The 22,691-nt window shown below is 65.0% G+C and carries 25 protein-coding genes and 1 tRNA gene; 11 read left to right on the top strand and 15 right to left on the bottom strand.

The features are described 5' to 3' along the window. Positions 1-105 precede the first annotated feature (105 nt). From OEL49_RS01645 to nosZ, 3 genes are all read right to left on the bottom strand, one after another. Positions 106-837, bottom strand: a complete 732-nt coding sequence (locus OEL49_RS01645; RefSeq protein ID WP_014238318.1) for a c-type cytochrome — start codon at positions 835-837, stop codon at positions 106-108. 139 nt (positions 838-976) lie between these two features. Continuing rightward, a complete protein-coding gene (locus OEL49_RS01650; protein ID WP_014238319.1) occupies positions 977-1,288 on the bottom strand; it encodes a c-type cytochrome in 312 nt (103 codons plus the stop codon). 83 nt (positions 1,289-1,371) lie between these two features. Beyond that, a complete protein-coding gene (gene nosZ / locus OEL49_RS01655; protein ID WP_014238320.1) occupies positions 1,372-3,669 on the bottom strand; it encodes a Sec-dependent nitrous-oxide reductase in 2,298 nt (765 codons plus the stop codon). A gap of 327 nt (positions 3,670-3,996) precedes the next feature. Between nosZ and OEL49_RS01660 the strand changes: the two genes are divergently transcribed. Genes OEL49_RS01660 through OEL49_RS01670 form a run of 3 tightly spaced genes read left to right on the top strand, consistent with a single transcriptional unit; the run spans position 3,997 to position 5,601 of the window. Then, positions 3,997-4,473 (top strand): hypothetical protein, encoded by a 477-nt coding sequence (locus OEL49_RS01660; RefSeq protein ID WP_014238321.1) that lies wholly within the window; start codon positions 3,997-3,999, stop codon positions 4,471-4,473. An 8-nt stretch (positions 4,474-4,481) separates the two neighbouring features. Continuing rightward, positions 4,482-5,078 carry an SCO family protein gene (locus OEL49_RS01665; protein ID WP_287873831.1) on the top strand — a complete coding sequence of 199 codons (597 nt, stop codon included), beginning with the start codon at positions 4,482-4,484 and terminating at the stop codon, positions 5,076-5,078. A 25-nt stretch (positions 5,079-5,103) separates the two neighbouring features. Then, positions 5,104-5,601 (top strand): copper chaperone PCu(A)C, encoded by a 498-nt coding sequence (locus tag OEL49_RS01670; protein WP_130458926.1) that lies wholly within the window; start codon positions 5,104-5,106, stop codon positions 5,599-5,601. A 63-nt stretch (positions 5,602-5,664) separates the two neighbouring features. On the opposite strand, the gene OEL49_RS01675 is transcribed toward OEL49_RS01670, so the two are convergent. The 6 genes from OEL49_RS01675 to OEL49_RS01700 form a co-directional block, all read right to left on the bottom strand. Beyond that, positions 5,665-6,060 (bottom strand): hypothetical protein, encoded by a 396-nt coding sequence (locus tag OEL49_RS01675; protein ID WP_014238324.1) that lies wholly within the window; start codon positions 6,058-6,060, stop codon positions 5,665-5,667. Positions 6,061-6,167: 107 nt separating this feature from the next. Next, on the bottom strand, positions 6,168-6,584 hold the full coding sequence (locus OEL49_RS01680) for an ExbD/TolR family protein (protein WP_014238325.1): 417 nt from the start codon (positions 6,582-6,584) through the stop codon (positions 6,168-6,170). 10 nt (positions 6,585-6,594) lie between these two features. Continuing rightward, complete coding sequence (locus OEL49_RS01685) at positions 6,595-7,314, bottom strand: MotA/TolQ/ExbB proton channel family protein (RefSeq protein ID WP_130458928.1); 720 nt, start codon at positions 7,312-7,314, stop codon at positions 6,595-6,597. 18 nt (positions 7,315-7,332) lie between these two features. Then, the gene (locus OEL49_RS01690) at positions 7,333-8,001 is read right to left on the bottom strand and encodes an energy transducer TonB (RefSeq protein WP_152089586.1); all 669 of its coding nucleotides are present in this window, start codon (positions 7,999-8,001) and stop codon (positions 7,333-7,335) included. Between the two features lie 210 nt (positions 8,002-8,211). Further along, the gene (locus tag OEL49_RS01695) at positions 8,212-8,550 is read right to left on the bottom strand and encodes a c-type cytochrome (protein ID WP_014238328.1); all 339 of its coding nucleotides are present in this window, start codon (positions 8,548-8,550) and stop codon (positions 8,212-8,214) included. A gap of 88 nt (positions 8,551-8,638) precedes the next feature. Next, entirely contained in the window at positions 8,639-10,279 is a 1,641-nt protein-coding gene (locus tag OEL49_RS01700) for a nitrite reductase (protein ID WP_130458930.1), read from the bottom strand. A 226-nt stretch (positions 10,280-10,505) separates the two neighbouring features. Between OEL49_RS01700 and cobA the strand changes: the two genes are divergently transcribed. Then, on the top strand, positions 10,506-11,303 hold the full coding sequence (gene cobA, locus OEL49_RS01705; protein WP_152089587.1) for a uroporphyrinogen-III C-methyltransferase: 798 nt from the start codon (positions 10,506-10,508) through the stop codon (positions 11,301-11,303). Between the two features lie 6 nt (positions 11,304-11,309). On the opposite strand, the gene OEL49_RS01710 is transcribed toward cobA, so the two are convergent. Together OEL49_RS01710 and OEL49_RS01715 are read right to left on the bottom strand one after the other, a co-directional pair. After that, entirely contained in the window at positions 11,310-12,230 is a 921-nt protein-coding gene (locus OEL49_RS01710) for a 1,4-dihydroxy-2-naphthoate polyprenyltransferase (RefSeq protein ID WP_014238331.1), read from the bottom strand. 153 nt (positions 12,231-12,383) lie between these two features. Then, positions 12,384-12,470, bottom strand: a tRNA-Leu gene (locus OEL49_RS01715). Between the two features lie 132 nt (positions 12,471-12,602). On the opposite strand from OEL49_RS01715, the gene queA reads away from it, so the two are divergent. From queA to OEL49_RS01745, 6 genes are all read left to right on the top strand, one after another. Further along, positions 12,603-13,637, top strand: a complete 1,035-nt coding sequence (queA, locus tag OEL49_RS01720; protein ID WP_152089588.1) for a tRNA preQ1(34) S-adenosylmethionine ribosyltransferase-isomerase QueA — start codon at positions 12,603-12,605, stop codon at positions 13,635-13,637. A gap of 134 nt (positions 13,638-13,771) precedes the next feature. Further along, complete coding sequence (gene tgt, locus OEL49_RS01725) at positions 13,772-14,896, top strand: tRNA guanosine(34) transglycosylase Tgt (RefSeq protein WP_014238333.1); 1,125 nt, start codon at positions 13,772-13,774, stop codon at positions 14,894-14,896. Positions 14,897-14,988: 92 nt separating this feature from the next. Continuing rightward, a complete protein-coding gene (gene yajC / locus OEL49_RS01730; RefSeq protein WP_014238334.1) occupies positions 14,989-15,318 on the top strand; it encodes a preprotein translocase subunit YajC in 330 nt (109 codons plus the stop codon). A gap of 61 nt (positions 15,319-15,379) precedes the next feature. Continuing rightward, the gene (secD, locus tag OEL49_RS01735; protein WP_014238335.1) at positions 15,380-17,248 is read left to right on the top strand and encodes a protein translocase subunit SecD; all 1,869 of its coding nucleotides are present in this window, start codon (positions 15,380-15,382) and stop codon (positions 17,246-17,248) included. Between the two features lie 23 nt (positions 17,249-17,271). Beyond that, positions 17,272-18,219 (top strand): protein translocase subunit SecF, encoded by a 948-nt coding sequence (secF, locus tag OEL49_RS01740; protein WP_014238336.1) that lies wholly within the window; start codon positions 17,272-17,274, stop codon positions 18,217-18,219. A 123-nt stretch (positions 18,220-18,342) separates the two neighbouring features. Beyond that, entirely contained in the window at positions 18,343-19,059 is a 717-nt protein-coding gene (locus tag OEL49_RS01745) for a cytochrome b/b6 domain-containing protein (protein WP_014238337.1), read from the top strand. A gap of 102 nt (positions 19,060-19,161) precedes the next feature. Here the strand turns inward: OEL49_RS01745 and OEL49_RS01750 are convergent, their stop codons facing one another. From OEL49_RS01750 to purB, 4 genes are all read right to left on the bottom strand, one after another. Continuing rightward, on the bottom strand, positions 19,162-19,632 hold the full coding sequence (locus tag OEL49_RS01750; RefSeq protein ID WP_014238338.1) for a c-type cytochrome: 471 nt from the start codon (positions 19,630-19,632) through the stop codon (positions 19,162-19,164). A 242-nt stretch (positions 19,633-19,874) separates the two neighbouring features. Then, complete coding sequence (locus tag OEL49_RS01755) at positions 19,875-20,192, bottom strand: DUF2322 family protein (RefSeq protein ID WP_014238339.1); 318 nt, start codon at positions 20,190-20,192, stop codon at positions 19,875-19,877. A 36-nt stretch (positions 20,193-20,228) separates the two neighbouring features. Beyond that, positions 20,229-20,459 carry a hypothetical protein gene (locus tag OEL49_RS01760; protein ID WP_152089589.1) on the bottom strand — a complete coding sequence of 77 codons (231 nt, stop codon included), beginning with the start codon at positions 20,457-20,459 and terminating at the stop codon, positions 20,229-20,231. 31 nt (positions 20,460-20,490) lie between these two features. Next, the gene (gene purB / locus OEL49_RS01765) at positions 20,491-21,858 is read right to left on the bottom strand and encodes an adenylosuccinate lyase (RefSeq protein ID WP_130458937.1); all 1,368 of its coding nucleotides are present in this window, start codon (positions 21,856-21,858) and stop codon (positions 20,491-20,493) included. 205 nt (positions 21,859-22,063) lie between these two features. Between purB and OEL49_RS01770 the strand changes: the two genes are divergently transcribed. After that, entirely contained in the window at positions 22,064-22,672 is a 609-nt protein-coding gene (locus OEL49_RS01770) for a glutathione S-transferase (RefSeq protein ID WP_014238342.1), read from the top strand. The last annotated feature ends 19 nt before the right edge of the window (positions 22,673-22,691 follow it).

Consider the following 22,691-nt stretch of genomic DNA (forward strand, 5'->3'; position numbering starts at 1 on the left):
TAAACCGCCGGAGGCCCTCTCCCCGGGAGAGGGGTGGATGGAGGGAGGATCGGGCCTCCCCCTCATCCGGGGCCTCCCTGCGGGGAGGCCCAGAGTGTTGCAAGCTTACTTCTTCTTGCCAGGCTTGGCTGCACACATGGAGCCGGGCATGGTCATGCTGGACTGGTAGGCGGAGATGGCCACCAGCTGTTCGTTGTTGTACTTCTTGATGATCTTCACCATGTCCGGGTTGGCGTTACGGCGGTGGCCGTCGCGGATCTCGGTCATCTGGCGCAGCAGGTACTTGTAGTGCTGGCCGGCGATCACGGGGTAGAACTTGTCCTTGACGCCTTCGCCGTTCTTGCCGTGGCACTCCAGACATTCCTTCTCGTACAGCTCCTTGCCCTTGGCGATCTGCAGGGAGGCATCGGCACCTTCGTACTTGCCGTGATCGGTGGGGATGCACAGACCTTCAATGTAGGAGGCCACATCAGCCAGTTCCTGGGGATCGGTCAGGGTGGCGGCGAAGGGGTACATGGTGGGGTTGTCGCGCAGACCGGCACGGATGTCGGCCATCTGCTTGATCAGCACGGTGGTGTGCTGGCCGGCGAGCTGGGGGAAGGTGCCATCGGGACGGCCGGCACCGGAAGGCAGGTGACAGGCGCCGCAGACCTCGTAGGCTTCCTGGCCGCGCTTCTTGTCGCCCTTGAGCTTCAGGGCTTCGATCTTCTCGCCCTCCTGGGCATTCCACTTGTAGTCCTTCGACTCGATACCGCCTTGGTGGGGAGCCGGCGGACCGGCGTGGGCCACCCCCAGGGCGATGAGGGAAAGGGAGGCGGCGATGATCAGCTTTTTCATTTGAATCCCCTTACAGAGAGAAAATTGCTATGTACTAATGTTAGTCGGGCCCGGCGGGGCCTGTATTTGATGCGGGTCAATCCGAAAAAAAGACGCCGGTCGGCAAGCTAGCCGCACCGCCGTCCTCCGGGGATTCGGATCAGGGCTTGACCTTGGACAGGTAGTCGGCCAGCGCCTTGATTTCTTCGTCATTGACCAGGTGCATGACGCCCTTCATGGCGGCAGTCTGGCCGTTGTTGCGGGCGCCGCTCTTGATGTCCTTCATCTGCTGCTCGGCGTAGGCGGCGTTCTGGCCGGCCAGCTTCGGGTAGTTGGGCATCAGGGGCTTCTTGCCTTCGGCACCGTGACAGGCATTGCAGGTCTTCTCGGCAAACAGCTTGGCGCCGTCGGCAGCAAAGGCGGGGGCGGCCACAGCGGCGGCCAGGGCGGTGAAAAGCACCAGTTTTTTCATGGGTATTCCCTTTCATAAGAAAACGGGGAGCATGGTGATGCTCCCCGCGTTCAACAACTATTACCTGAATCAAATCCGGCGGATTACTTCACCTTCTTGGCGCCGTTCTGTTCCAGATAGGTCTTGGCGCGCAGGCCGAGGTCGGCTGCCTTCACCTGGTACTGCCAGACTTGCTCGGCCCACAGGGTGGCCTGGTTCCAGTCCTTCTTCTTGGCAGCGTCTTCATGCTTGGCCTTGGCGTCCTTGATCTTGTTCAGCTGATCGACGGCGTCGTCCATCATGTTCACCACATCCGGGAAGTCCTTGTAATTCACGGAGGTGATGTAGCCGACCACCTGATCAATGACGGCCTGGGTATCGGCCACCTTCTTCAGCTGCTTCTTGTAGTCGTCTTCGCTGTAGATCGCCTTCTCGGCACCAGCCGTCTTGGTCGCCTTCCAGCCCTTCGGCTTGACCAGGAGGTAGCCCTGCATTTCCAGGTGCAGCGCGGAGCAGAACTCGGTGCAGTAGTAGGGATAGACGCCTTCCTTGTCGGCCTTGAACTTGACCGTGACGGTCTTGCCCGGCTCGACGGAAGCATGGACGTTGTAGGTGGAGACGGTGAAGCCGTGGGTCTCGTCCTGGGCCCGTTCGAGGTTGGTCAGGTGGATGGTGATTTCGTCGCCCACTTCAGCCTCGATGGTTTCCGGGGTGATGTGGGAACGGATCAGGGTACCCTTGACCTCGATCTTGTTGCCCTTCTTGGTGGTGACTTCCTCACCAGCACGGACGGCGCCGGGGTGCGGCTTGTCGGTGCGGGAGTCGGTACCCACCTTGTAGCGGACGCCGGGCTTCAGCTTGGCGGCATCGATGGCGACAACGTAGTGCGGCTCGCCCAGCGGCAGGGGCATGTCGTACAGGAGCTGCATCTTGTCGTTGCTGATGTCGATCAGCTGGTGGTTCTGCGGGTGCAGGGGACCGACGGGCACGAAGCGGTCGATGGACAGCTTGTTCAGCGCCACCAGGTAACGGCCCTTGGGATCGGCGGAGTCACCTTCCATGGTCATCAGGTGACCGATGTTGTAGTGCACGCTGATTTTGTCGAGGACCTTGCCTTCACAGAAGTTCCACTTCACCACCTGGGAATCCACGTACAGGGAGGTGTAGGCCAGACACTGCTTGGAGTCGTACTGGGTGTGCAGGGGGCCGAGGCCCAGTTGCACCTGGGTGTGCAGCGCGTCCTTCATGGCGATCACGGGGATGCCGTAGGCGTCCTTGGACTCGAACTTGCCGGCCTTGATGGCGGCCTGGATCTTGTCGAAGGAATACACGGACACGTGGGTGTCGAGCTTGCCGGCAACGGTGATGAACTTGCCGTCCGGGGTCACGTCGACGCCGTGGGGGGACTTGGGTTCCGGAATCAGGAACAGCACGCCTTCCTTGACGGCAGTTTCGATTGCCAGGACGTTATGGCCGTTGATCTTCTTGGCCATGCCCTTGGCGACCAGTTCGGCAGCCTTCTTCCAGTTGATCACGTGCAGATAGTCGGTGTCCTTGGCGGAACAGCCGGCTTCATAGGGAGGACGACCCTTCTCGATACCGCCCACATAGCGCTCGGAGCAGAAGGAGTTGGTGAAGGACCAGCCGTCGGACGGCCCCTTGCCAGCGTCGGACAAATCCTGGCTGTAGGGGGGCAGTTCGAGGGAGAAGGACTGCTTCGGATCGATGCGGCCTTCCTTGCGGTCAAACTTCCAGTAGGTGACGCCGCCGCGGTACTTCTCGTTGAACTCTTCGAGGGGGTAGAACTTCTTGTTTTCCAGCGGGGAAGCGTACTGGGCAGCCTCGATGACGTAGTCGGTGTTCGGGGTGACGAAGGCGCCGCCGTGTTCGGACTTGAAGATCGGGTTGACCACGATCTGCTTGGTCTCGAAGTCGCGCAGGTCGATCACTGCCAGACGGGGATTGGCCTTGTCGTTGATGAAGAGGAACTGGCCGTCGTACTTGCCATCGGTTTCGGAGATGGCCGGGTGGTGGGTGTCGCCCCAGGTGATCTGCTTGCCGTCGATCATGCCCTGGTTCAGCACGGCCTTGGAGTTCTCGTCGTAGCCGTAGCCCTGCCAGGGTTCGGGGGTGAAAACGCCGATGTACTTGAGGATGCGCATGGACGGAATGCCATACACGATCACCTGACCGGACTGACCGCCGGAGGAGAAGGCGACGAATTCATCACGCTTACCGGTGGGAACGTAGGTCTTGGCCGCTGCCAGCAGGTCCTGCTGGGACAGGCTGCGACGTTTCATCACGTCCTGCAGGGACTCTGCTGCCGTGGCAGCCCCCGCTGCCGCGAAACCGATACCGGCTGCAACCAGCGCGGCGACGGTCTGCTTCATACGAGTCTTCATTTTGACTCTCCCGTTGATAAATAAAGGAAATTTCTCTGCTATTGCCCTAGGCACCATAGGGTGCGCACCTACTATGCGGCAATATGTCGCACATCATCGGCGCCGCCACACTTCTAAACTTTGATGCAGGTTAAATTGGGGAAATGGCTCGGGGTTGAGAATCGAGCCCATCGCCAAGCCAGTAGCGGCTTTGGCGTCATCGTGTCAGGATAGCCGAGGAATTACGCGCCTTCGCGGCACCGCTACCCGGCCCATCAAGCCCTAACGCGGTCCGCCGGCCCTCCGCAACACCGGTACCCATTACCTGCCCCAGCCCCGAAGCAACGAATGTCCAAAAAAATTATTTATGACCTGGCCATCCTCGGCGCCGTCATCGCCCTCGGCGGCCTCGGTTACACCCTGGCCCCTCTGCTCACCCCCAAGACCGACCTGGCAGCCCCCCTCTCGGACTGCGACCTGAACCGGGGCCCCTGCCGGGCGGCCCTGCCCGGAGGCGGCGAAGTGGAATTCAGCATCAGTCCCCGCCCGGTGCCGGCCCTCAAGCCCCTGACCCTGAGCGCCCGGGTCAGCGGCATCCCGGCCAGCCAGGTGGAGGTGGATTTTGCCGGGGTGGACATGAAGATGGGCTACAACCGCCCCCTGCTGGCCGCCGCCAAGGAAGCCGGCACCTTTGTCGGGCAGGGCAACCTGCCCGTCTGCATCACCGGCACCATGATCTGGCAGGCCACCGTGCTGGTCGGCAGCGGCGGCAAGAATATCGCCGTCCCCTTCCGCTTCGAGTCGGCCGCCCCGGAAGGCCACTGAAAGACACCATGCGCCTCATTACCCTGCTCACCATCCTGGCCCTGGCCATCCCGGGCCTGCCCGGCTGTTCCCGCGACACCCCGCCAGCCCCCGGCGGCCTGACCCTGGCCGCCCCGCCCAGCGGCGGCGATTTCAGCCTGGACAGCGCCGACGGCCGTATTGCCACCCAGAACTTCCGCGGTCAGGTGGTCGCCCTCTATTTCGGCTACACCTACTGCCCGGACGTCTGCCCCACCTCCCTGGCGGCCCTCGGCAGCGCCCTGGAAAAGCTGACGCCGGCGGAACTGGCCCAGGTCCAGCCCCTGTTCATCTCCGTGGACCCGGAGCGGGACAGCGTGGCCCGCCTCAAGGACTACGCCGTCTTTTTCCACCCCAAGCTCAAGGGCCTGACCGGCACCCCGTCGGAAATCGCCGCCATTGCCCACGCCTACGGCGCCAGCTACAGCCGGCAGGAGGTCAAATCGGAAGGCGGCTATGTGGTGGACCACTCCTCTTTCGTCTACCTGCTGGCTCCCGACGGCCGCCTGGCCGCCTCCCTGCCCCACGGCACGACGCCGGAAGACATGGCCGCCGCCATGCGGCGCCTGCTGCCCCAACCCAAGTAACCGACTTCACCCACAGGAGTTCCCCATGCAACTGCACCGCCGCCTCATTTCCGCCGCCCTGGCCTGTTCCGCCCTGTTCGCCCTGCCGGCCCTGGCCGACAGCCCGATCAAGGTGGAAGACCCCTATGTGCGCCTGGTTCCCACCGGCACCCCCAACACCGGCGCCTTCATGGTCATCAAGAACAGCGGCAACGCCGACCGCAAGGTGCTGAAGGCCGAGAGCCCCGTCTCCAAGGTGGTGGAACTGCACAACCACATCAACGACAACGGCGTCATGCGCATGCGCCCGGTGGCCGACATCGAGGTCAAGGCCAAGGGCGAGGCCGTACTGCAGCCCGGCAGCCTGCACGTCATGCTGATCGGCCTCAAGCAGGACCTGAAGGAAGGCGACGTGGTGCCCATCACCCTGAAGCTGGACGACGGCTCCTCCACCAAGATCGAAGCCCCGGTACGCAAGATCCAGGTGCCCGCCGCCAAGCCGGAAGACATGGGCCAGCACAACCACGGCGCCATGAAGCACTGAGCCTGTCCGGACGCAGCAAAGCAAAGGGACTCCCGCGGGAGTCCCTTTTTGCTGGCCGGCGCTTCAGAACTGGCTGAAGTTGCGCCCCATGACGTGTTCGTCGGTGCGGTATTTGTCCAGTTGCTGGGTGCGCTCGAAATACAGGGGCGGGTCTGGCACCTGCATGACGCCGCAGGTGCCGACGGGCATCCAGCGCAGGCGCAGGGCCCGGGCCGCATGTTCGATGGAAATCTCCACGCTTTCCGAAATGCCCAGTTCCAGGCGCAGGAATTCCAGCATGTTGCGGCGGGTGCCGTCGTCAAAGCGGACGAAATCCTCCCAGGTGTGGGGCACCCAGGGCGTATCGTAGGTCAGGCAGAGCAGGCTGTGCCCCCGGTAGGAACGCAGGCGGCAACCGTCGGCGCAGCAGGTGCAGGCAAAACGCAGTTCCAGCGCCTTGACCAGGCCATCCATATCCATGCCCGCCTCCTTTCGCCCATGCCCAGATGCCCACCTGTTTCATAGTGGGAAAAAAGCGGGGCAAGCGCAAGGAGGGATTTTCCCGCCCCGGCGGAACAATCCCGACCTCAAGGACGGGCGGGTTCCTCGGTGACGAAGGCGATCTTGGCGATGCCCACCCGCTGGGCGGTGGCCATCACTTCCGCCACCTTCTCGTAGCGGGTGCCGCGGTCGGCCCGCAGGTGCAGTTCCGTTTCCGGCCCGGCCAGGCCCTGCAGGCGGGTGGCCAGGGCTTCGCCGGCCACGACCTCGCCGTTGATGAAGACCTGGCTGTTGCCGTCCAGGGCCAGCTGCACCACCTGGGGTTTCTGCTCCACCTGGGTGGCGCTGACCTTGGGCAGATCCACCGGCACGGCCTGATTGAGCAGGGGCGCGGTGATGATGAAGATCACCAAAAGCACCAGCATCACGTCCACCAGGGGCGTGGTGTTGATTTCCGCCATGGGCTGGGCGCTGCCGCCCTCGTTGAAGGATCCGAAAGCCATGCCGGCGGCCTCAGGCAACCCGCACCAGGCCGCCCTGGGGCACGGTGCTGGAGAGACGCACGCCGGTGGTGAGATAGGCGTGGAGGTCGTGGGCAAAGCCGTCCATCTGGGCCAGCACCAGGCGGTTGGCCCGGGTAAAGGCGTTGTAGGCCAGCACGGCGGGAATGGCGACGAAGAGGCCGGCGGCGGTCATGATCAGGGCCTCGCCGACGGGACCGGCCACCTTGTCCAGCACCACCTGGGAAGAGCCGGAGAGGCCCACCAAAGCGTGGTAGATGCCCCACACCGTGCCGAACAGGCCAATGAAGGGCGCCGTCGAGCCCACCGAAGCGAGGAAGGTGAGGCCCTGCTCGATGCGGGCCTGGGCGGTGACGATGCTCTGGCGCAGGCAGCGGGTGACGAATTCACTGGCATTGACGCCGGCGCCGATGCCCCGGGCCGCATGCTGCTCATGGGCCTGGGCGGCGTGGGCGCCGGAGAGGGCCAGGCCGGCCAGGATGCCGCTGGCGTCCTCGCGGCGGATGGCTTCCAAGGCTTCGGGCAGGGAATCGGCCTGCCAGAAGGCGGCCAGGGCCCGGCTCTGGGTGCGGGAGGCGCGCCAGTGGGCGATGAACTTGCCGACGATGACGCACCAGCTGGCCACCGACAGCAGCAGCAGGATCAGGGCGACGGAATGGGAAACCCCATCTCCCTGGGCCCAGAAATGGGAAAGACCGAGTTGGGTGTTCATGGGGACTCCTGCAATGGGTTAGCTGTCGAGAGCGAAAGTGATGGGAACGATGACCGAGGCTGCCACGGCCTCGTCGCCGCGCCGGGCGGGGACGAAACGCCAGCGCTGGACGGCCTCCCGGGCGGCGCTGTCGAGGCGGGAATAGCCGCTACCGGTCTGGATATCCACCTGCTCCGCCGTGCCCTGGGGCGTCACCCGCACCTTGAGCAGAACCTTGCCTTCCTCGCCGAAACGGCGGGACATGGGGGGGTAAACAGGTTTCGGGTTGTGCAGGTAGTCCGCATCGAAACGGGCCGGCACCAGGGTAGGTGCGGCCGCAATGGTGCTGCTGGCGGGACGGCTGGGCGGTGCTTCGGGAGCGACGAAGTCGCTGCTGACGGCCGCCGCCGGCGTTGCGGCCAGTATCGGTGCCGGCGTCTTCGCCAGCGGCACGGGGGCCGGCGCCTTGGGCTGCCGCGGCCGCTCGACCTTGGGCGGCATCGGCTGGGGCGGCGCCACCTCGGGCTGGGGCCTGGCCGCAGGCGCGGCGTCGATGAGGCGCACGCTCATCGGCTGGGGCACCATGGCGCTGACCACGGCACTACCGGAATGCAGGGCGTAGGCCAGACCGCCCCCATGGAGGGCCAGCACCAGCAGGAAGATCGAGCCCCGGCGCCCCCGGGAGAGGGAGGGCCATGGACTGGGCAATGAAGCAGACAGAAAACGATCCTTTTCGGGCCGCGAGGGGCCCCGCAGCGGCATCCCGACGAGGGCTCGCGGGACTGCCGGAAACGCCGTCGCCAGGGCGGCCATGCCGGCTTTGGCGAGAGGGTGGCGAACCCCGTAATTCTAGGGTTCAACGGCCGCCAAGGGGATGCGACCAAAGGTCGCAGGGGCGGCCGGAAAAGGGCGCCAGTCTTAGCGCAGGGAGAGTATCCAGCGCACCAGGGCCTGCAGGTCGGCATCGCTGACCCGCTTGTTGGGCGACATGAAATCGTCGCCCCAGACGCCGCTGCCGCCTTCCCTCACCTTCACCAGCAGGCGGGCCTCGGCTTCCGGGTCGTCCCGGTAGCGGCGCCCCACCTCGCGCCAGGCCGGACCCCGCACCTTGACGTCCACCTCGTGGCAATTGAGGCAGCGGTGCCGCTCGGCCAGTTCGAGCATGGCGGCATCCCGCTTCTTGTCCGCGGCCTGGGCCGGTACGGCAACCACGCCGAGCAGGGCGGCGCAGAGCAGGGTTCGGGTCGTCAGTGACATCCTCATCTCCTTCGACAAAAGGCGTGCACCATGAAAAAACCGGGGGCCGCAGCCCCCGGTCATTAGACAACGATTCCGACAATAACGCTTAGTACACGTCGTGCTGGGTGTTGTGGATGTTGAACTTGCCGGTGGGCGTGACCAGCTTCGGATCCTTGATCACGGTCTTGAACTTGCGGGTCTTGTCGTCCAGCACCACGATGGCGGAAGGCTCGGTCTTGTTGCCCGTCCAAACGGAGAACCAGACTTCGTCACCCTTCTCGTTGTACTCGGCATGCACCACCCGCTTCACGCCCTTGGTTTCCGGCAGGCCGGCCATCTTGGCGACGTTGATCACCTCAGGCTTGGCATCCGGGTTGCCCAGCTGGTCGATGCTGTACACGGTGACGGATTCGGCAGCATCCTTCTCCGGCATCAGCGGGGCATCGGCCCACAGGTTGTTGGACTTGGGATGGGTCTTGACGAACAGGGAACCGGAACCGTGGTTCTTCAGCTCGGCCACGACCTTCCAGGCGTACTGGGGATGCTTCTCCGGATCGGTACCGATCAGGCTGATAACGTCGGAACCCAGGTGGGAAGTGGACCACACGGGACCGAACTTCGGATGCACGAAGTTGGCGCCGCGGCCGGGGTGGGGCTTGGGCTTGGTATCGACCAGGGCGGCCAGCTTGCCTTCCTTGGTATCGACGACCACCACCTTGTTGGAGGCGTTGGCAGCGACGAGGAAGTAACGCTTGGTGGCATCCCAACCGCCGTCATGCAGGAACTTGGCGGTTTCGATGGTGGTTTCCTTCAGGTTCTTCACGTCGGAGTAATCCACCAGCTTGACCAGGCCGGATTCCTTCACCGTCACCACCCACTCGGGCTTGATCAGGGAGGAAACGATGGAGGCAACGCGGGGCTCCTGGTGATACTCGCCATCCACGGTGATGCCGCGGGTGGAGACGTTCTTCAGGGGCTCCAGGGTCATGCCGTCCAGGATGGTGTACTGGGGCGGCCAGTAGGAACCGACGATGGCGTACTTGTCTTCCCAGCCCTTGAACTTGGAGGTATCGACGGAACGGGCTTCCAGGCCGGCCTTCAGGGTGGCGACGATGGTGGGCTTCTCGAACCACATGTCGATCAGGTCCAGACGGCCGTCGCGGCCGATCACATAGACGTAGCGACCGGAAGCGGAAGTACGGGAAATGTGCACGGCGTAGCCGGTCTTGACGATGCCCCAGATCTTCTTGGTGTCGCCGTCGATCAGGGCCACTTCGCCGGAGTCACGCAGGGTGGTGGAGAAGACGTTCTGCAGATTGATGTTGTTCATCTGCTTGGTGGGGCGCTCGGCCACGGGCACGTGCACCTTCCAGTTGGCCTTCATTTCCTTCATGCCCCACTCGGGCGGCACATCCGGCTGCTGCTGGATGTAGGTGGCCATGTTCTTGATTTCATCCTTGGACAGGATGTCGTCGAAGTTGGGCATGCCGCCTTCGGTACCGTAGGTCAGGATCTTTTCCAGACGGCCCTGGCCGAGCTTCTGGGTGTTCGCCGGCTCCAGGTTCTTGCCGGTGGCGCCCTTGCGCAGCATGCCGTGGCAGCCGGCGCAACGCTCGAAGTAGATCTTGGCGGAAGCCTCTTTGGCTTCCTTGGTCAGGCTCGGCGCATTGGCTGCGGGTGCAGCGAAAGCGGAGCCCATGGCGGCCGCGAGGGCCGTAAAGATAAAGGCACTAACTCCCTTTTTCATGCTTTCCTCTCCTCAATAGGAATTATCAGCAAACCGTTACCCCCGACACAGCATCCGGGGATGGCGAAAGATTGCGCCCGGTGACTTGTCCAAATCCTTGATGCGAATCAACTTCAAAAAGTAGGGATATTCACTAGAGTGGTGCCTAGGCCGAAACACCCCCAAAAGGGATTGAAGGCCGACGGCCAGCCCGGCTATGCTGCCTTTTGCCAAACGAGAAAAAATAATGCTCATGCCCGATCCGAACCGCACCCACCCTGCCCTGCCCGGCACCGTCTATCTCGTCGGCGGCGGCCCTGGCGACCCCGACCTGCTGACGGTACGCGCCGCCCGCCTGATTGCCCAGGCCGACGTGCTGGTCTACGACCACCTCATTGGCGACGGCATCCTGGACCTGGCCCGGCCCGACGCCGAGATCATCTACGCCGGCAAGGAAGCCTCGAAACACACCCTGCCCCAGGACGACATCAACCACCTGCTGGTACAGCTGGCCCAGAAATACCGCTGTGTGGTCCGCCTCAAGGGCGGCGACCCCTTCATTTTCGGCCGCGGCGGCGAGGAGCTGGAGATCTTGGCCCGCCACGGCGTGCCCTTCCAGGTGGTGCCCGGCGTCACCGCGGCGGCCGGCTGCGCCGCTTACGCCGGCTTCCCCCTGACCCACCGGGACCACGCCCAGGTGCTGGTGTTCGCCACCGGCCACCTGAAGGACGGCACGGTCAATCTGGACTGGCAGGCCCTGGCCCGGCCCAAGCAGACCGTGGTTTTCTACATGGGAATTGCCGGCCTGGGAGAAATCAGCCGGCAGATGATCGCCCACGGCCTCTCCCCGCAGACCCCGGCTGGCGTGGTGCAACAGGGCACCACCCGCCAGCAGCGGGTGGTGGTGGCCGATCTGGCCACTCTGGAAGCGAAGGTGCAGGAAGCGGGCATCACCACGCCGGCCCTGATTTTCGTCGGCGGCGTGCTGCAGCTGCAGCCCCAGCTCAGCTGGTTCGAACCCCAGGCCGCAGCCGAGACGGTCTAAGCCGGATCAGCCGGGTCGAAAGAGACAGCCCAGGAGCAGCAGGAAGGAGAACAGCAGCTGCAACTGGGCGGTGCGGCCGAGCAGCAGGTTATGGCCGGTACCCGGCGTCGCCCGGGCGAAGCGCACCACCAGCAGCAGGGCCGGCGGCAGCGCCAGCAGGGGCAGGCCGGCGGCCAGATGGTGGCCGGAGGCGGCCAGCCAGCCCAGCAAAACGAAGGGCGCCAGCATCAACAGCCCGTATTCCACCCGGCATCCCGTCAGGCCCAGGCGCACCGCCAGGGTCCGCTTGCCGGCCCGGGCATCCCCGGCCCGGTCCCGGGTGTTGTTCACCACGATCACCGCCGCCGCGAACAGGCCGGACATGTTGGCCAGGGCCAGGGCGGCCCGGCTGAGGCCGCCGGTCTGCAGGTAGTAGGTGCCGAGCACCGCCCCCAGACCGAAGAACAGCCACACGAAGACCTCGCCGAAAGGCCCGTAGGCAATGGGTTTGGGGCCGCCGGTGTAGGCCCAGCCGCAGAACAGGGAAGCCAGGCCGAGCAAGACGATGGGCCAGCCGCCCTGCCCCACCAGATAGATGCCCAGCAGGAAGGCGCCGCCCAGGGCCAGGAAGCCGCCCCGCTTGACCTGGGCGGCGCTGAGCCAGCCCATGGCCGTGGCCCGGGGCGGGCCCAGGCGGTCCGGCGTGTCCGTGCCGCGCTCGAAGTCGCCCACGTCGTTGAGCAGGTTGGTGCCGATCTGGATCAGCAGGGCCGCCGCCAGGGTCACCAGGGCCACCAGCCAGCGCAGCTGGCCCGTTTCCGACCAGGCCAGGGCGCAGGTGGACAGCACCGGGGCCGCCGCCACCGGCAGGGTGCGGGGCCGCAGGGCGAGCCACCAGGCCTGCCCGGGTGTGGGACGGGAGAGGCTGGCGAGTGTGGAAGCGTTCATGGGTAACGGGCGTAAGGGAAAAACAGGCCACAGTCTAACCACAGCGCGGCAAAACGGCGCATGGCCAGATCAAAAGGTGCCGAATTTATCCCGGAACGAAGACTGTGAGAGAATGCGGCCTTTGCAAAAACCGCCCCACGGGGTGGGTGTATTTGGTGCCGGGAGAGGGACTCGAACCCTCACACTGTTACCAGCGGCGGATTTTGAATCCGCTGCGTCTACCGATTCCGCCATCCCGGCCCGGGACGCCCGGCCAGAGCTGGCGGGCACTACTGCGCGAGGGGCGCATTATCACCGATTCACGACGCCCCCACAAGCCGGACGAGGACACCCGCCGCCTGCTCCGGGCACCACCGCCAAAGCCGCAAGACCATGAGCCTTTCCGTCGACCTTTTCGACTTTCCCCTGCCGCCCGAACTGATCGCCCAGCATCCGGCCAGGGAACGCAGCGCCAGCCGCCTGCTGCACGTGGACGGCCCCCACCTGGCCGACCTGCGCTTCACTGACCTGCCCGGCCTGCTGGCCCCCGGCGACCTGCTGGTGTTCAACGATACCCGAGTGATCAAGGCCCGCTTCTTCGGCCAGAAGGACTCCGGCGGCCAGGTGGAAGTGCTGCTGGAGCGCATCGTGGACGAGCACCACGCCCTGGCCCAGGTGCGGGCCAGCAAGTCGCCCAAGGCCGGCACCCGCATCACCCTGGAAAACGCCTTCAGCCTGGTGTGCAGCGGCCGCCAGGGCGAGTTCTTCGCCCTCGAACTGGAGGGCGAAGGCAATCTGTGGGACCTGGCCGAACAGTACGGCCGCCTGCCCCTGCCGCCCTATATCGAGCACGGGGTGGAGGCGGAGGATGAGGCCCGCTACCAGACCGTCTATGCCCGCCACCCGGGCGCCGTGGCAGCGCCCACCGCCGGACTGCACTTCGATGAGGCAATGCTGGAGCGGCTCTCCGGGCAGGGTGTCCGCCGAGCCGCGCTGACGCTGCATGTGGGGGCAGGCACCTTCCAGCCGGTGCGCGTGGAAAAGATCGACGAGCACAAGATGCACAGCGAGCGCTTCCACGTGCCGGAAGAAACCGCCGCGGCCATCGCTGCCACCCGGGAACGGGGCGGCAGGGTGGTGGCGGTGGGCACCACCTCCCTGCGCACCCTGGAATCGGCCGCCTGCGGCAACGGCCTGGTACGTGCCGGCAGCGGCGAGACGGACATTTTCATCACTCCGGGCTACCGCTTCCAGGTGGTGGACCGGCTCATCACCAATTTCCACCTGCCCCGCTCCACCCTGCTCATGCTGGTCTCCGCCTTCGCCGGCCTGGACCCCATCCGCGCCGCCTACGCCCACGCAGTGGCAGAAAAATACCGCTTTTTCAGCTACGGCGACGCCATGCTGCTGGAGCGGGAAGAACATTGATTCAATAAGCCACAGAGGACACAGAGAGCACAGAGAGAAAGACCAGACCCATCCCCTGCCGCAACTGGCGGCAGCCGGTTTTACTCTGTGATCTCTGTGTCCTCTGTGGCAAAAACGCTTTTAGGAATACGTCCATGCAGTTCGAACTTCTCAAGACCGACGGCCAGGCCCGTCGCGGCACCCTGACCCTGGCCCACGGCACGGTGCAGACCCCGGTGTTCATGCCGGTGGGCACCTACGGCACGGTCAAGGCCATGACGCCCCAGTCCCTGCACGACATCGGCGCCCAGATCTGCCTCGGCAACACCTTCCACCTGTGGCTGCGCCCGGGCCTGGAAGTAATCAAGGCCCACGGCGGCCTGCACGACTTCATGGGCTGGAACAAGCCCATCCTCACCGATTCGGGCGGCTTCCAGGTCTTCTCCCTGGGGGCCCTGCGCAAGATCACCGAGGAAGGGGTGAAGTTCTCCTCCCCCATCGACGGCGCCAAGCTGTTCCTGACGCCGGAAGAATCCATGCGCATCCAGCACACGCTGAACTCGGACATCGTCATGATCTTCGACGAATGCACGCCCTACCCGGCCACCGTGGACGAGGCGGCCAAGTCCATGCGCCTCTCCCTGCGCTGGGCCCAGCGCTCCATCGACGAGCACCGTCGCCTGGGCAACGGCAACGCCCTTTTCGGCATCGTCCAGGGCGGCATGTACGAGACCCTGCGCGACGAATCCCTGGCCGGCCTGGATGAAATGGGCTTCGACGGCATGGCCATCGGCGGCCTTTCCGTGGGCGAGCCCAAGGAAGACATGGCCCGCATCCTGGCCCACACCGCACCGAAACTGCCCGCCCACAAGCCCCGCTACCTGATGGGCGTGGGCACGCCGGAAGACCTGGTGCATGCGGTGAGCCAGGGCATCGACATGTTCGACTGCGTCATGCCCACCCGCAACGCCCGCAACGGCCACCTGTTCACCCGCTACGGCGACCTCAAGATCAAGAACGCCATCCACCGCCAGGACACCGGCCCCCTGGACCCGTCCTGCGACTGCTACACCTGCCGCAACTTCAGCCGGGCCTACCTGCACCACCTGTTCCGCGCCGGGGAAATCCTTGGCTCCATGCTCAACACCATCCACAACCTGCACTACTACCAGGTGCTGATGGCCGAATTGCGCGCCGCTATTGAAGAAGGGCGCCTGCAGCCCCATATGGAGAACTTCCATCGGGACCGTTCCCGGGGTGCCAGCCCGGCGGCCGGCTAAAGCCGCACCGTAGGTCCGCCACCGGGCATCCGCGTCATGGCTCGGTGGTACAATGCCCCGTTCAAATTTCGAAGCAATCAAGGAGTAAAACCGTGCTGATTAGCGCCGCTCACGCCCAGGCCGCAGGCCAGGCTGCCGACCCCACCGGGGGCCTGATGCAATTCCTGCCCATCATCCTGATGTTCGTGGTGTTGTGGTTCCTCATGATCCGCCCCCAGATGAAGAAGGCCAAGGAACACAAGGCCATGGTGGACGCCCTGCAGAAGGGTGACGAAGTGGTCACCCAGGGCGGCATGGTGGGCCGCGTCTCCAAGATCGGCGACGCTTACGTCCATCTGGAAATCGCCCCCAACACCGAAGTCGTGGTGCAGAAACCCGCCATCGGGGTGCTGCTGCCCAAGGGAACCCTGAAGTCCCTGTAAGTCATCCCCGGGGCCGGATTCGTCCGGCCCCTTGCCTTTTTCGGTCCCCCAGGAACCGCCCATGAACCGCTATCCGCTCTGGAAATACATCACCGTCGTCGTCGCACTGGTGATCGGTTTCCTCTACACCCTGCCCAATTTCTTCGGTGAAGCCCCGGCCGTCCAGCTTTCCCCGGCCCGCGCCACCCTGAAGACCGATGCCCAGCTGCTGTCCCGCGTCGAAGCCGCCCTGCAGGGCGCCGGCATCAGCCACGACGGCATCTTCCTCGACAGCAACGGCGTCAAGACCCGCTTCAAGGACACCGACACCCAGCTCAAGGTCAAGGACCTGCTGGAAAAGACCTTCAACCCGAATCCCCAGGACGCCCAGTACGTGGTCGCCCTGAACCTGCTCTCCTCCTCCCCCAAGTGGCTCTCCAACCTGGGCGCCCTGCCCATGTACCTGGGCCTGGACCTGCGGGGCGGCGTGCACTTCCTGCTGCAGGTGGACATGGCCGGCGCGCTGACCAAGCGCCTGGACTCCATGTCGGCCGACCTGCGCACCCTGCTGCGGGACAAGAACCTGCGCCACGCCGGCATCAACCGGGAAGGCAATGCGGTGGTGGTCAAGTTCCGCGACGCCGACACCCGCACCAAGGCCCGCATCGTGCTGGAAGACAACCAGCCCGACCTGACCTTCGTGGACGGCCAGGACGGCTCCGACCTGAAACTCACCGCCAGCTTGAAGCCCACGGCGGTCAAGCGCATCCAGGACTTCGCCCTGAAGCAGAACATCACCACCCTGCACAACCGGATCAACGAGCTGGGCGTGGCCGAGCCGGTGATCCAGCAGCAGGGCGCCGACCGCATCGTGGTGCAGCTGCCCGGCGTGCAGGACACGGCCAAGGCCAAGGACATCCTGGGCCGCACCGCCACCCTGGAAATCCGCATGGTGGACGACACCCCGGGCGCCCTGGAAGCGGCCATGGCCGGCCAGGCACCCTTCGGCACCGAGCTTTACAGCGAACGGGGCGGCTCGCCCCTGCTGGTGAAGAAGCAGGTGGTGCTGACCGGCGACCGCCTCACCGACGCCCAGCCCGGCTTCGACGGCCAGACCCACGAACCGGCGGTGCACCTGACCCTGGATTCCGCCGGCGCCCGCATCTTCAAGGACATCACCCGGGAGAACGTGGGCAAGCGCATGGCCATCCTGCTCATTGAAAAGGGCAAGGGCGAAGTGGTCACCGCCCCGGTGATCCGCACCGAAATCGGCGGCGGCCGGGTCCAGATCAGCGGCAAGATGAGCACCATGGAAGCCAACGACACCGCCCTGCTGCTGCGGGCCGGTTCCCTGGCGGCGCCCATGGACATCGTCGAAGAGCGCACCATCGGCCCCTCCCTCGGCGCCGACAACATCAGCAAGGGCTTCCACTCCACCCTGTGGGGCTTCCTCGCCATTGCCGCCTTCATGATGTGCTACTACCTCATGTTCGGCCTCATCTCCACCCTGGCCCTGGCAGCCAACCTGATGTTCCTGGTGGCCCTGCTGTCCCTCATGCAGGCCACCCTGACCCTGCCGGGCATCGCCGCCATCGCCCTGACCCTGGGTATGGCCATCGACTCCAACGTGCTGATCAACGAACGGGTGCGGGAAGAACTGCGCAACGGCGCCAGTCCCCAGGCGGCCATCTCTGCCGGTTACGAGCGGGCCTTCGGCACCATCCTGGACTCCAACGTCACCACCCTGATCGCCGGCGTTGCCCTGCTGGCCTTCGGCTCCGGCCCCATCCGGGGCTTCGCCGTGGTGCACTGCCTGGGCATCCTGACCTCCATGTTCAGTTCCGTGGTGGTCTCCCGGGCCCTGGTCAACCTCATCTACGGTCGCCGCAAGAAGCTGGACAAGGTCTCCATCGGCCAGGTCTGGAAGCCCGGCCTGGACAGCGCCAAGTAAGCGCCTAGCAAGGGATACTCAACATGGAATTTTTCAAGATCCGCAAGGACATCCCCTTCATGCGCCATGCGCTGGTGTTCAACGTCATTTCGTTGGTCACCTTCCTCCTGGCCGTGTTCTTCCTCGCCACCCGGGGCCTGCACCTGTCGGTGGAATTCACCGGCGGCACCCTGATCGAGGTCAGCTACAGCCAGGCCGCCGACCTGGAGAAAATCCGCGGCGCCCTGGGCAAGTCCGGCTTCTCCGACTACTCGGTGCAGAACTTCGGCTCCTCCCAGGACGTGCTGATCCGCCTGCCCCTGAAGTCCGAGCAGAACACGGCCAAGCTGGGCGAGTCCGTCATGGCCGCCCTCTCCGCCGAGGACGCTTCCGCCTCCCTGCGCCGGGTCGAGTTCGTCGGCCCCCAGGTGGGCAAGGAACTGGCCGAGAACGGCGCCATGGCCCTGCTGGTGGTGATCATCGGCATCGTCATCTACCTGGCCTTCCGCTTCGAATGGCGCTTCTCGGTGTCGGCCATCATCGCCAACCTGCACGACGTCATCATCATCCTGGGCTTCTTCGCCTTCTTCCAGTGGGAATTCTCCCTCTCGGTGCTGGCGGCGGTGCTGGCGGTGCTGGGCTACTCGGTGAACGAATCCGTGGTGGTCTTCGACCGGGTGCGGGAAACCTTCCGCAAGGCCCGCGGCATGACCACGCCCCAGGTGCTGGACCACGCCATCACCAGCACCATCTCCCGCACCATCATCACCCACGGCTCCACCCAGATGATGGTGCTGTCCATGCTGGTGTTCGGCGGCGAGACCCTGCACTACTTCGCCATGGCCCTGACCATCGGCATCCTCTTCGGCATCTACTCCTCGGTGCTGGTGGCCAGCCCCCTGGTGATGTGGCTGGGGGTGTCCCGGGAGCAGTTCATCAAGGCCCCCAAGGCCAAGGACCCCAACGTCAGCGACGACGGCGCCTGCGTCTGAGTCTGGATCAGCAACGGCCGGTTACATTCGGCCACAGCCCCGCCCCTGCGGCAGGGGCTACAATTCGACGGGTCGCCTGCCACCGCGGGCGGCCCGTTTTACTTGCATGAGGGAGAAACACTCGTGAGCACGCAGAAAATCAAGGTGTGGGACCTGCCCACCCGCCTCTTCCACTGGCTGCTGGCCGCCCTGGTGCTGGGCGCCGTGGTCACCGGCCAGGTCGGCGGCAACGCCATCTTCGTTCACGGCAAGCTGGGCCTGGCCATCGTCGGCCTGCTGGTGTTCCGTCTGGTGTGGGGCGTAGCCGGTTCCACCTACGCCCGCTTCAGCCAGTTCGTGCCCGGCCCCGGCGCCATCAAGGCCTATCTGCAGGGCCGCTGGCAGGGCCTGGGCCACAATCCCCTGGGCGCCCTCTCCGTCCTGGCCCTGCTGGCCCTGCTGCTGTTCCAGGTGGTATCCGGCCTCTTCGCCAACGACGACATCGCCTTCCGCGGCCCCCTCATGGACCTGGTGGGCAAGGATCTCTCCGACACCCTCTCCGGCCTGCACAAGGGCGCCTTTCCCCTGATCCTGGCCCTGGTGCTGGTGCACGTGGGCGCCATCGTCTTCTACGCCCGGGTGAAGAAGGACAACCTGGTCAAGCCCATGCTCACCGGCTGGAAGGAGCTGCCGGCAGCACAGCCCGCCGTGCCCGCCACCGCCCATGCCCAGGGCGGCGGCCTGGTGGCCTTCATCGTCGCCCTGGCCCTGGCGGCCCTGGCCGTCTGGGGCGCTTCCGGCGTCTGGATCGCACCGCCGCCCCCGCCGCCGGCATCGGCACCGGCCACGCCCAGCTGGTAAGCGTCGAGTCCCCCAAAGAAAAGGCCGCCCACGGGCGGCCTTTTCTTTGCCTGCACGCTCCGGACAGGACGACGCCAGGGTCGCCTGCCGGGCGCAAGGACCTCAGTCCTTCATGCGGAACTTGTCGTGGCAGGACTTGCAGGTCTCGCCGGTCTTGCCGAACTGGGCCTTGATGGCGTTCACGTCGCCGCCGGCAGCCACTTCGGCCAGCTTGTTGGCTTCGGCATTGAAGGCGCGGGCGATCTTGCCCACTTCCTCCTGCTGCTGGAAGAACTCGGGCTTGACCCGGGTCTTCTGGCCGCCGGCGTCCTTGTCGGAGCCGGGCACGTAGAGGGCGCCCATGCCGGAGTTGGCGATGGCGGCGATGGTGCGGGCAGCGGCCAGGACCTGGTCCTTGTTGTAGGCAGCCGGGTTGTCGATGGTCTGCTCCTTGATCTTGCCCATGTTCCAGGACATGTAGGAGTAGCCGGCCTTGCGGTACTTGATGGCGTCTTCAGGCTTGACCTGGGCGGAAGCGCCGGCGGCCACGGCCAGGGCGGAAAGGGCGAGCAGGAGCTTGGGCAGTTTCTTCATGGCATTTCTCTCGTGTTGTGGTTTGAATGGAAAGGCTGACGGTGGCACCGCAAGGCGCGGCGCAACGACGGGCAATTATACGACTCAAGGCAATGGCATATCAGCCGGCGTCAATGTACGGCACCCACCGGACAAGACCGGAGCAACAGCCTGGAAACGGCTGCAGATGCGGCTTCCAGCCGGGCTGGGAGCAAGAAAAAAGGCGGCCGCAGCCGCCCTTTTCCACCGGATTTTTACAACTTTTACACGGCAAAGACGTGCTTGGCGCGCAGGGTCTTGCCCTCGGCCGCCAGCTGGATCAGGCGATCGATATTGGGATGCTTGCCCGGATGCAGCTTGGCATCCTCGCTGTGCTCGGCATAGATCTCGATGCCCTTCAGCGCGGCCTGGGGCGTGATGGCGCCGTAGGTCTGGGCCAGGTGGTTATAGACGGCGACGGAACCGGCGCTGCCCGGCTTGTTCTCGATGGTGGCAACGGTATTGCCTTCGGCATCGAGCAGGTTGATGGCGGCCAGGTGGGAAATGCCCGGCAGCTTCTTCAGGTTTTCAGCAAAGCTCATGGGGAAACTCTGGTTGTGGTTCTTGGGAGAAAAAAATCAGCGCCGGCGCAGCATGCCGAACAGCACGCCGGTGATGGCGCAGGCCGAGGCGATGCCGAAGGCGATGGCCTTGATGCCCCGCTCGGGCCCGTAGGCGCCGAGCAGCAGGCCGGCCAGCAGCAGGCCCAGCAACAGGCCGGCCAGGCCGCCCTGGCGGGCGCCCCGGACCATGGCCTTCTGCCGGGCTTCAAGACAGTCGGGGCAGAGGTCGCTCCGACGGTCCTCCATGGGCTGATCGCAGCGGGGGCAGCGCATGGGCTTAGATGCGCTTGGCCAGTTCGGCAGCCTTGCCGGTGTAGTCCCAGGGCGTCAGCTTGAGCAGTTCGGCCTTGGCGGCTTCCGGGATTTCCAGGGACTGCACGAAGGTCTGCATGCCTTCGCGGGTGACGCGGGTGCCCCGGGTCAGTTCCTTGAGCTTCTCGTAGGCCTGGGGCACGGCGTAGCGGCGCATGACGGTCTGGATCGGTTCGGCCAGCAGTTCCCAGTTGGCGTTGAGGTCGTCGTGCATGGCCTGGGCATTCACTTCCAGCTTGTTCAGGCCGCGCAGCAGGGAATCGTAGCCGAGCAGGGCGTAGCCGAGGCCGACACCCATGTTGCGCAGCACGGTGGAGTCGGTCAGGTCCCGCTGCCAGCGGGAGATGGGCAGCTTCTCGGAGAGATGCTTGAGCACGGCGTTGGCCAGGCCCAGGTTGCCTTCGGAGTTCTCGAAGTCGATGGGATTGACCTTGTGCGGCATGGTGGAGGAACCCACTTCGCCGGCCTTCACCTTCTGCTTGAAGAAGCCCAGGGAGATGTAGCCCCAGACGTCCCGGTCCAGGTCGATGAGGATGGTGTTGGTGCGGGCGAAGGCGTCATACAGTTCGGCCATGGCGTCATGGGGCTCGATCTGGATGGTGTAGGGGTTGAATTCCAGGCCCAGGCTCTCGACGAAGCGCTTGGCGAAGCCTTCCCAGTCGAAACCGGGGTAGGCGGCCAGGTGGGCGTTGTAGTTGCCCACGGCGCCGTTGATCTTGCCCAGCAGGCCGACCTCGGCGATGCGGACGCGGGCCCGGTTGAGGCGATAGACGGCGTTGGCCAATTCCTTGCCCATGGTGGAAGGCGTGGCGGGCTGGCCGTGGGTGCGGCTCATCATGGGCACCTCGGCCAGTTCATGGGCCAGGTCGCGCAGGCGGCCGATGACCTTGTCCAGGGAGGGCAGCATCACCTCGTCCCGGGCGGCCTTGAGCATGAGGGCGTGGGAGAGGTTGTTGATGTCTTCGGAGGTGCAGGCGAAGTGGATGAATTCGGTGACCTTGGTGACTTCGGCGTTGGCCTTGGTCTTGTCCTTGATCCAGTATTCCAGGGCCTTCACGTCGTGGTTGGTGGTGGCCTCGATGGCCTTCACCTCGGCGGCCTGTTCGGGGCCGAAACCGGCCACCAGGGCATCCAGCTCGGCCACGGTGGCGGCGGAGAAGGCGGGGATTTCGGCGAAATGGGGTTCAGCCGCCAGGGCCTTGAGCCATTCGATTTCCACCTGGAGGCGGCGGCGGATCAGGCCGTACTCAGAGAACTGGGGACGCAGGGCATCCACCTTGCCGGCATAGCGGCCGTCCAGGGGGGAAAGGGCGGTGAGAGCGTGAAGAGACATGGAATGGGTATCCTGTTGAGCCAAGAGCGGAATTTTACCCGCCGGGCAAAGGTCTGGGCAAACCGGAATTGCCGTCCCCGAACCAGCACGGCATGGCGTACGTGACTTGCTTGGCAGGGGACGGTGGTCCGGGGTGTTATACTTTGCCTCCCCATCCGGCCGGGCCTGCCCGGTCGAAAACACGCATACAGACAACGAGAAGCTCATGAAACTGATCGGTTCCTACACCAGCCCCTTCGTGCGCAAGGTACGGGTGGTCCTGGCGGAAAAGAAGATCGAGGCCGAGTTCGAAATCGAGTCGCCGTGGACGCCGGAAAGCCGCGTTCCGGAGCACAACCCCCTGGGCAAGATTCCCGTCCTGCTGCTGGACGACGGCACGCCCCTGTTCGATTCCCGGGTCATCGTCGAATACCTGGACAACGTCACCCCCAACAACAAGCTGATGCCCGCCCCCAACCGGGAACGCATGGAAGTGAAGCGCTGGGAGGCCCTGGCCGACGGCCTGCTGGAAGCGGCGGTGGCCACCTTCCTCGAAGGCAAACGGCCGAAGCAGAAGCAGGATGGAGCCACCATCGCCCGGCAACGGGAAAAGATCCAGCGCACCCTGGACTACATGGCCAAGGAACTGGGCGAAAACCCCTGGTGTATGGGCACCCACTTCTCCCTGGCGGACATCGCCGTGGGCGTCGCCCTGGGCTACCTGGACTTCCGCTTTGCCGACATCGAATGGCGGCCGGCCTATCCGGGCCTGGCCCGCATCCACGAGAAGCTGATGCAGCGCCCCGCCTTCAGCGACACCCTGCCCCACGACTGAACGCCAGGGCTCGGCGGCC

This window comes from Azospira sp. (assembly GCF_030247495.1).
Classification (GTDB): Bacteria; Pseudomonadota; Gammaproteobacteria; order Burkholderiales; family Rhodocyclaceae; genus Azospira; species Azospira oryzae.

Bases quoted from the DNA above. Each gene is read 5' to 3' on its own strand.
- OEL49_RS01645 (WP_014238318.1), bottom strand. From the start codon at position 837: ATGAAAAAGCTGATCATCGCCGCCTCCCTTTCCCTCATCGCCCTGGGG.
- OEL49_RS01650 (WP_014238319.1), bottom strand. From the start codon at position 1,288: ATGAAAAAACTGGTGCTTTTCACCGCCCTGGCCGCCGCTGTGGCCGCC.
- nosZ (WP_014238320.1), bottom strand. From the start codon at position 3,669: ATGAAGACTCGTATGAAGCAGACCGTCGCCGCGCTGGTTGCAGCCGGT.
- OEL49_RS01660 (WP_014238321.1), top strand. From the start codon at position 3,997: ATGTCCAAAAAAATTATTTATGACCTGGCCATCCTCGGCGCCGTCATC.
- OEL49_RS01665 (WP_287873831.1), top strand. From the start codon at position 4,482: ATGCGCCTCATTACCCTGCTCACCATCCTGGCCCTGGCCATCCCGGGC.
- OEL49_RS01670 (WP_130458926.1), top strand. From the start codon at position 5,104: ATGCAACTGCACCGCCGCCTCATTTCCGCCGCCCTGGCCTGTTCCGCC.
- OEL49_RS01675 (WP_014238324.1), bottom strand. From the start codon at position 6,060: ATGGATATGGATGGCCTGGTCAAGGCGCTGGAACTGCGTTTTGCCTGC.
- OEL49_RS01680 (WP_014238325.1), bottom strand. From the start codon at position 6,584: ATGGCTTTCGGATCCTTCAACGAGGGCGGCAGCGCCCAGCCCATGGCG.
- OEL49_RS01685 (WP_130458928.1), bottom strand. From the start codon at position 7,314: ATGAACACCCAACTCGGTCTTTCCCATTTCTGGGCCCAGGGAGATGGG.
- OEL49_RS01695 (WP_014238328.1), bottom strand. From the start codon at position 8,550: ATGTCACTGACGACCCGAACCCTGCTCTGCGCCGCCCTGCTCGGCGTG.
- OEL49_RS01700 (WP_130458930.1), bottom strand. From the start codon at position 10,279: ATGAAAAAGGGAGTTAGTGCCTTTATCTTTACGGCCCTCGCGGCCGCC.
- cobA (WP_152089587.1), top strand. From the start codon at position 10,506: ATGCTCATGCCCGATCCGAACCGCACCCACCCTGCCCTGCCCGGCACC.
- OEL49_RS01710 (WP_014238331.1), bottom strand. From the start codon at position 12,230: ATGAACGCTTCCACACTCGCCAGCCTCTCCCGTCCCACACCCGGGCAG.
- queA (WP_152089588.1), top strand. From the start codon at position 12,603: ATGAGCCTTTCCGTCGACCTTTTCGACTTTCCCCTGCCGCCCGAACTG.
- tgt (WP_014238333.1), top strand. From the start codon at position 13,772: ATGCAGTTCGAACTTCTCAAGACCGACGGCCAGGCCCGTCGCGGCACC.
- secD (WP_014238335.1), top strand. From the start codon at position 15,380: ATGAACCGCTATCCGCTCTGGAAATACATCACCGTCGTCGTCGCACTG.
- secF (WP_014238336.1), top strand. From the start codon at position 17,272: ATGGAATTTTTCAAGATCCGCAAGGACATCCCCTTCATGCGCCATGCG.
- OEL49_RS01750 (WP_014238338.1), bottom strand. From the start codon at position 19,632: ATGAAGAAACTGCCCAAGCTCCTGCTCGCCCTTTCCGCCCTGGCCGTG.
- OEL49_RS01755 (WP_014238339.1), bottom strand. From the start codon at position 20,192: ATGAGCTTTGCTGAAAACCTGAAGAAGCTGCCGGGCATTTCCCACCTG.
- OEL49_RS01760 (WP_152089589.1), bottom strand. From the start codon at position 20,459: ATGGAGGACCGTCGGAGCGACCTCTGCCCCGACTGTCTTGAAGCCCGG.
- purB (WP_130458937.1), bottom strand. From the start codon at position 21,858: ATGTCTCTTCACGCTCTCACCGCCCTTTCCCCCCTGGACGGCCGCTAT.
- OEL49_RS01770 (WP_014238342.1), top strand. From the start codon at position 22,064: ATGAAACTGATCGGTTCCTACACCAGCCCCTTCGTGCGCAAGGTACGG.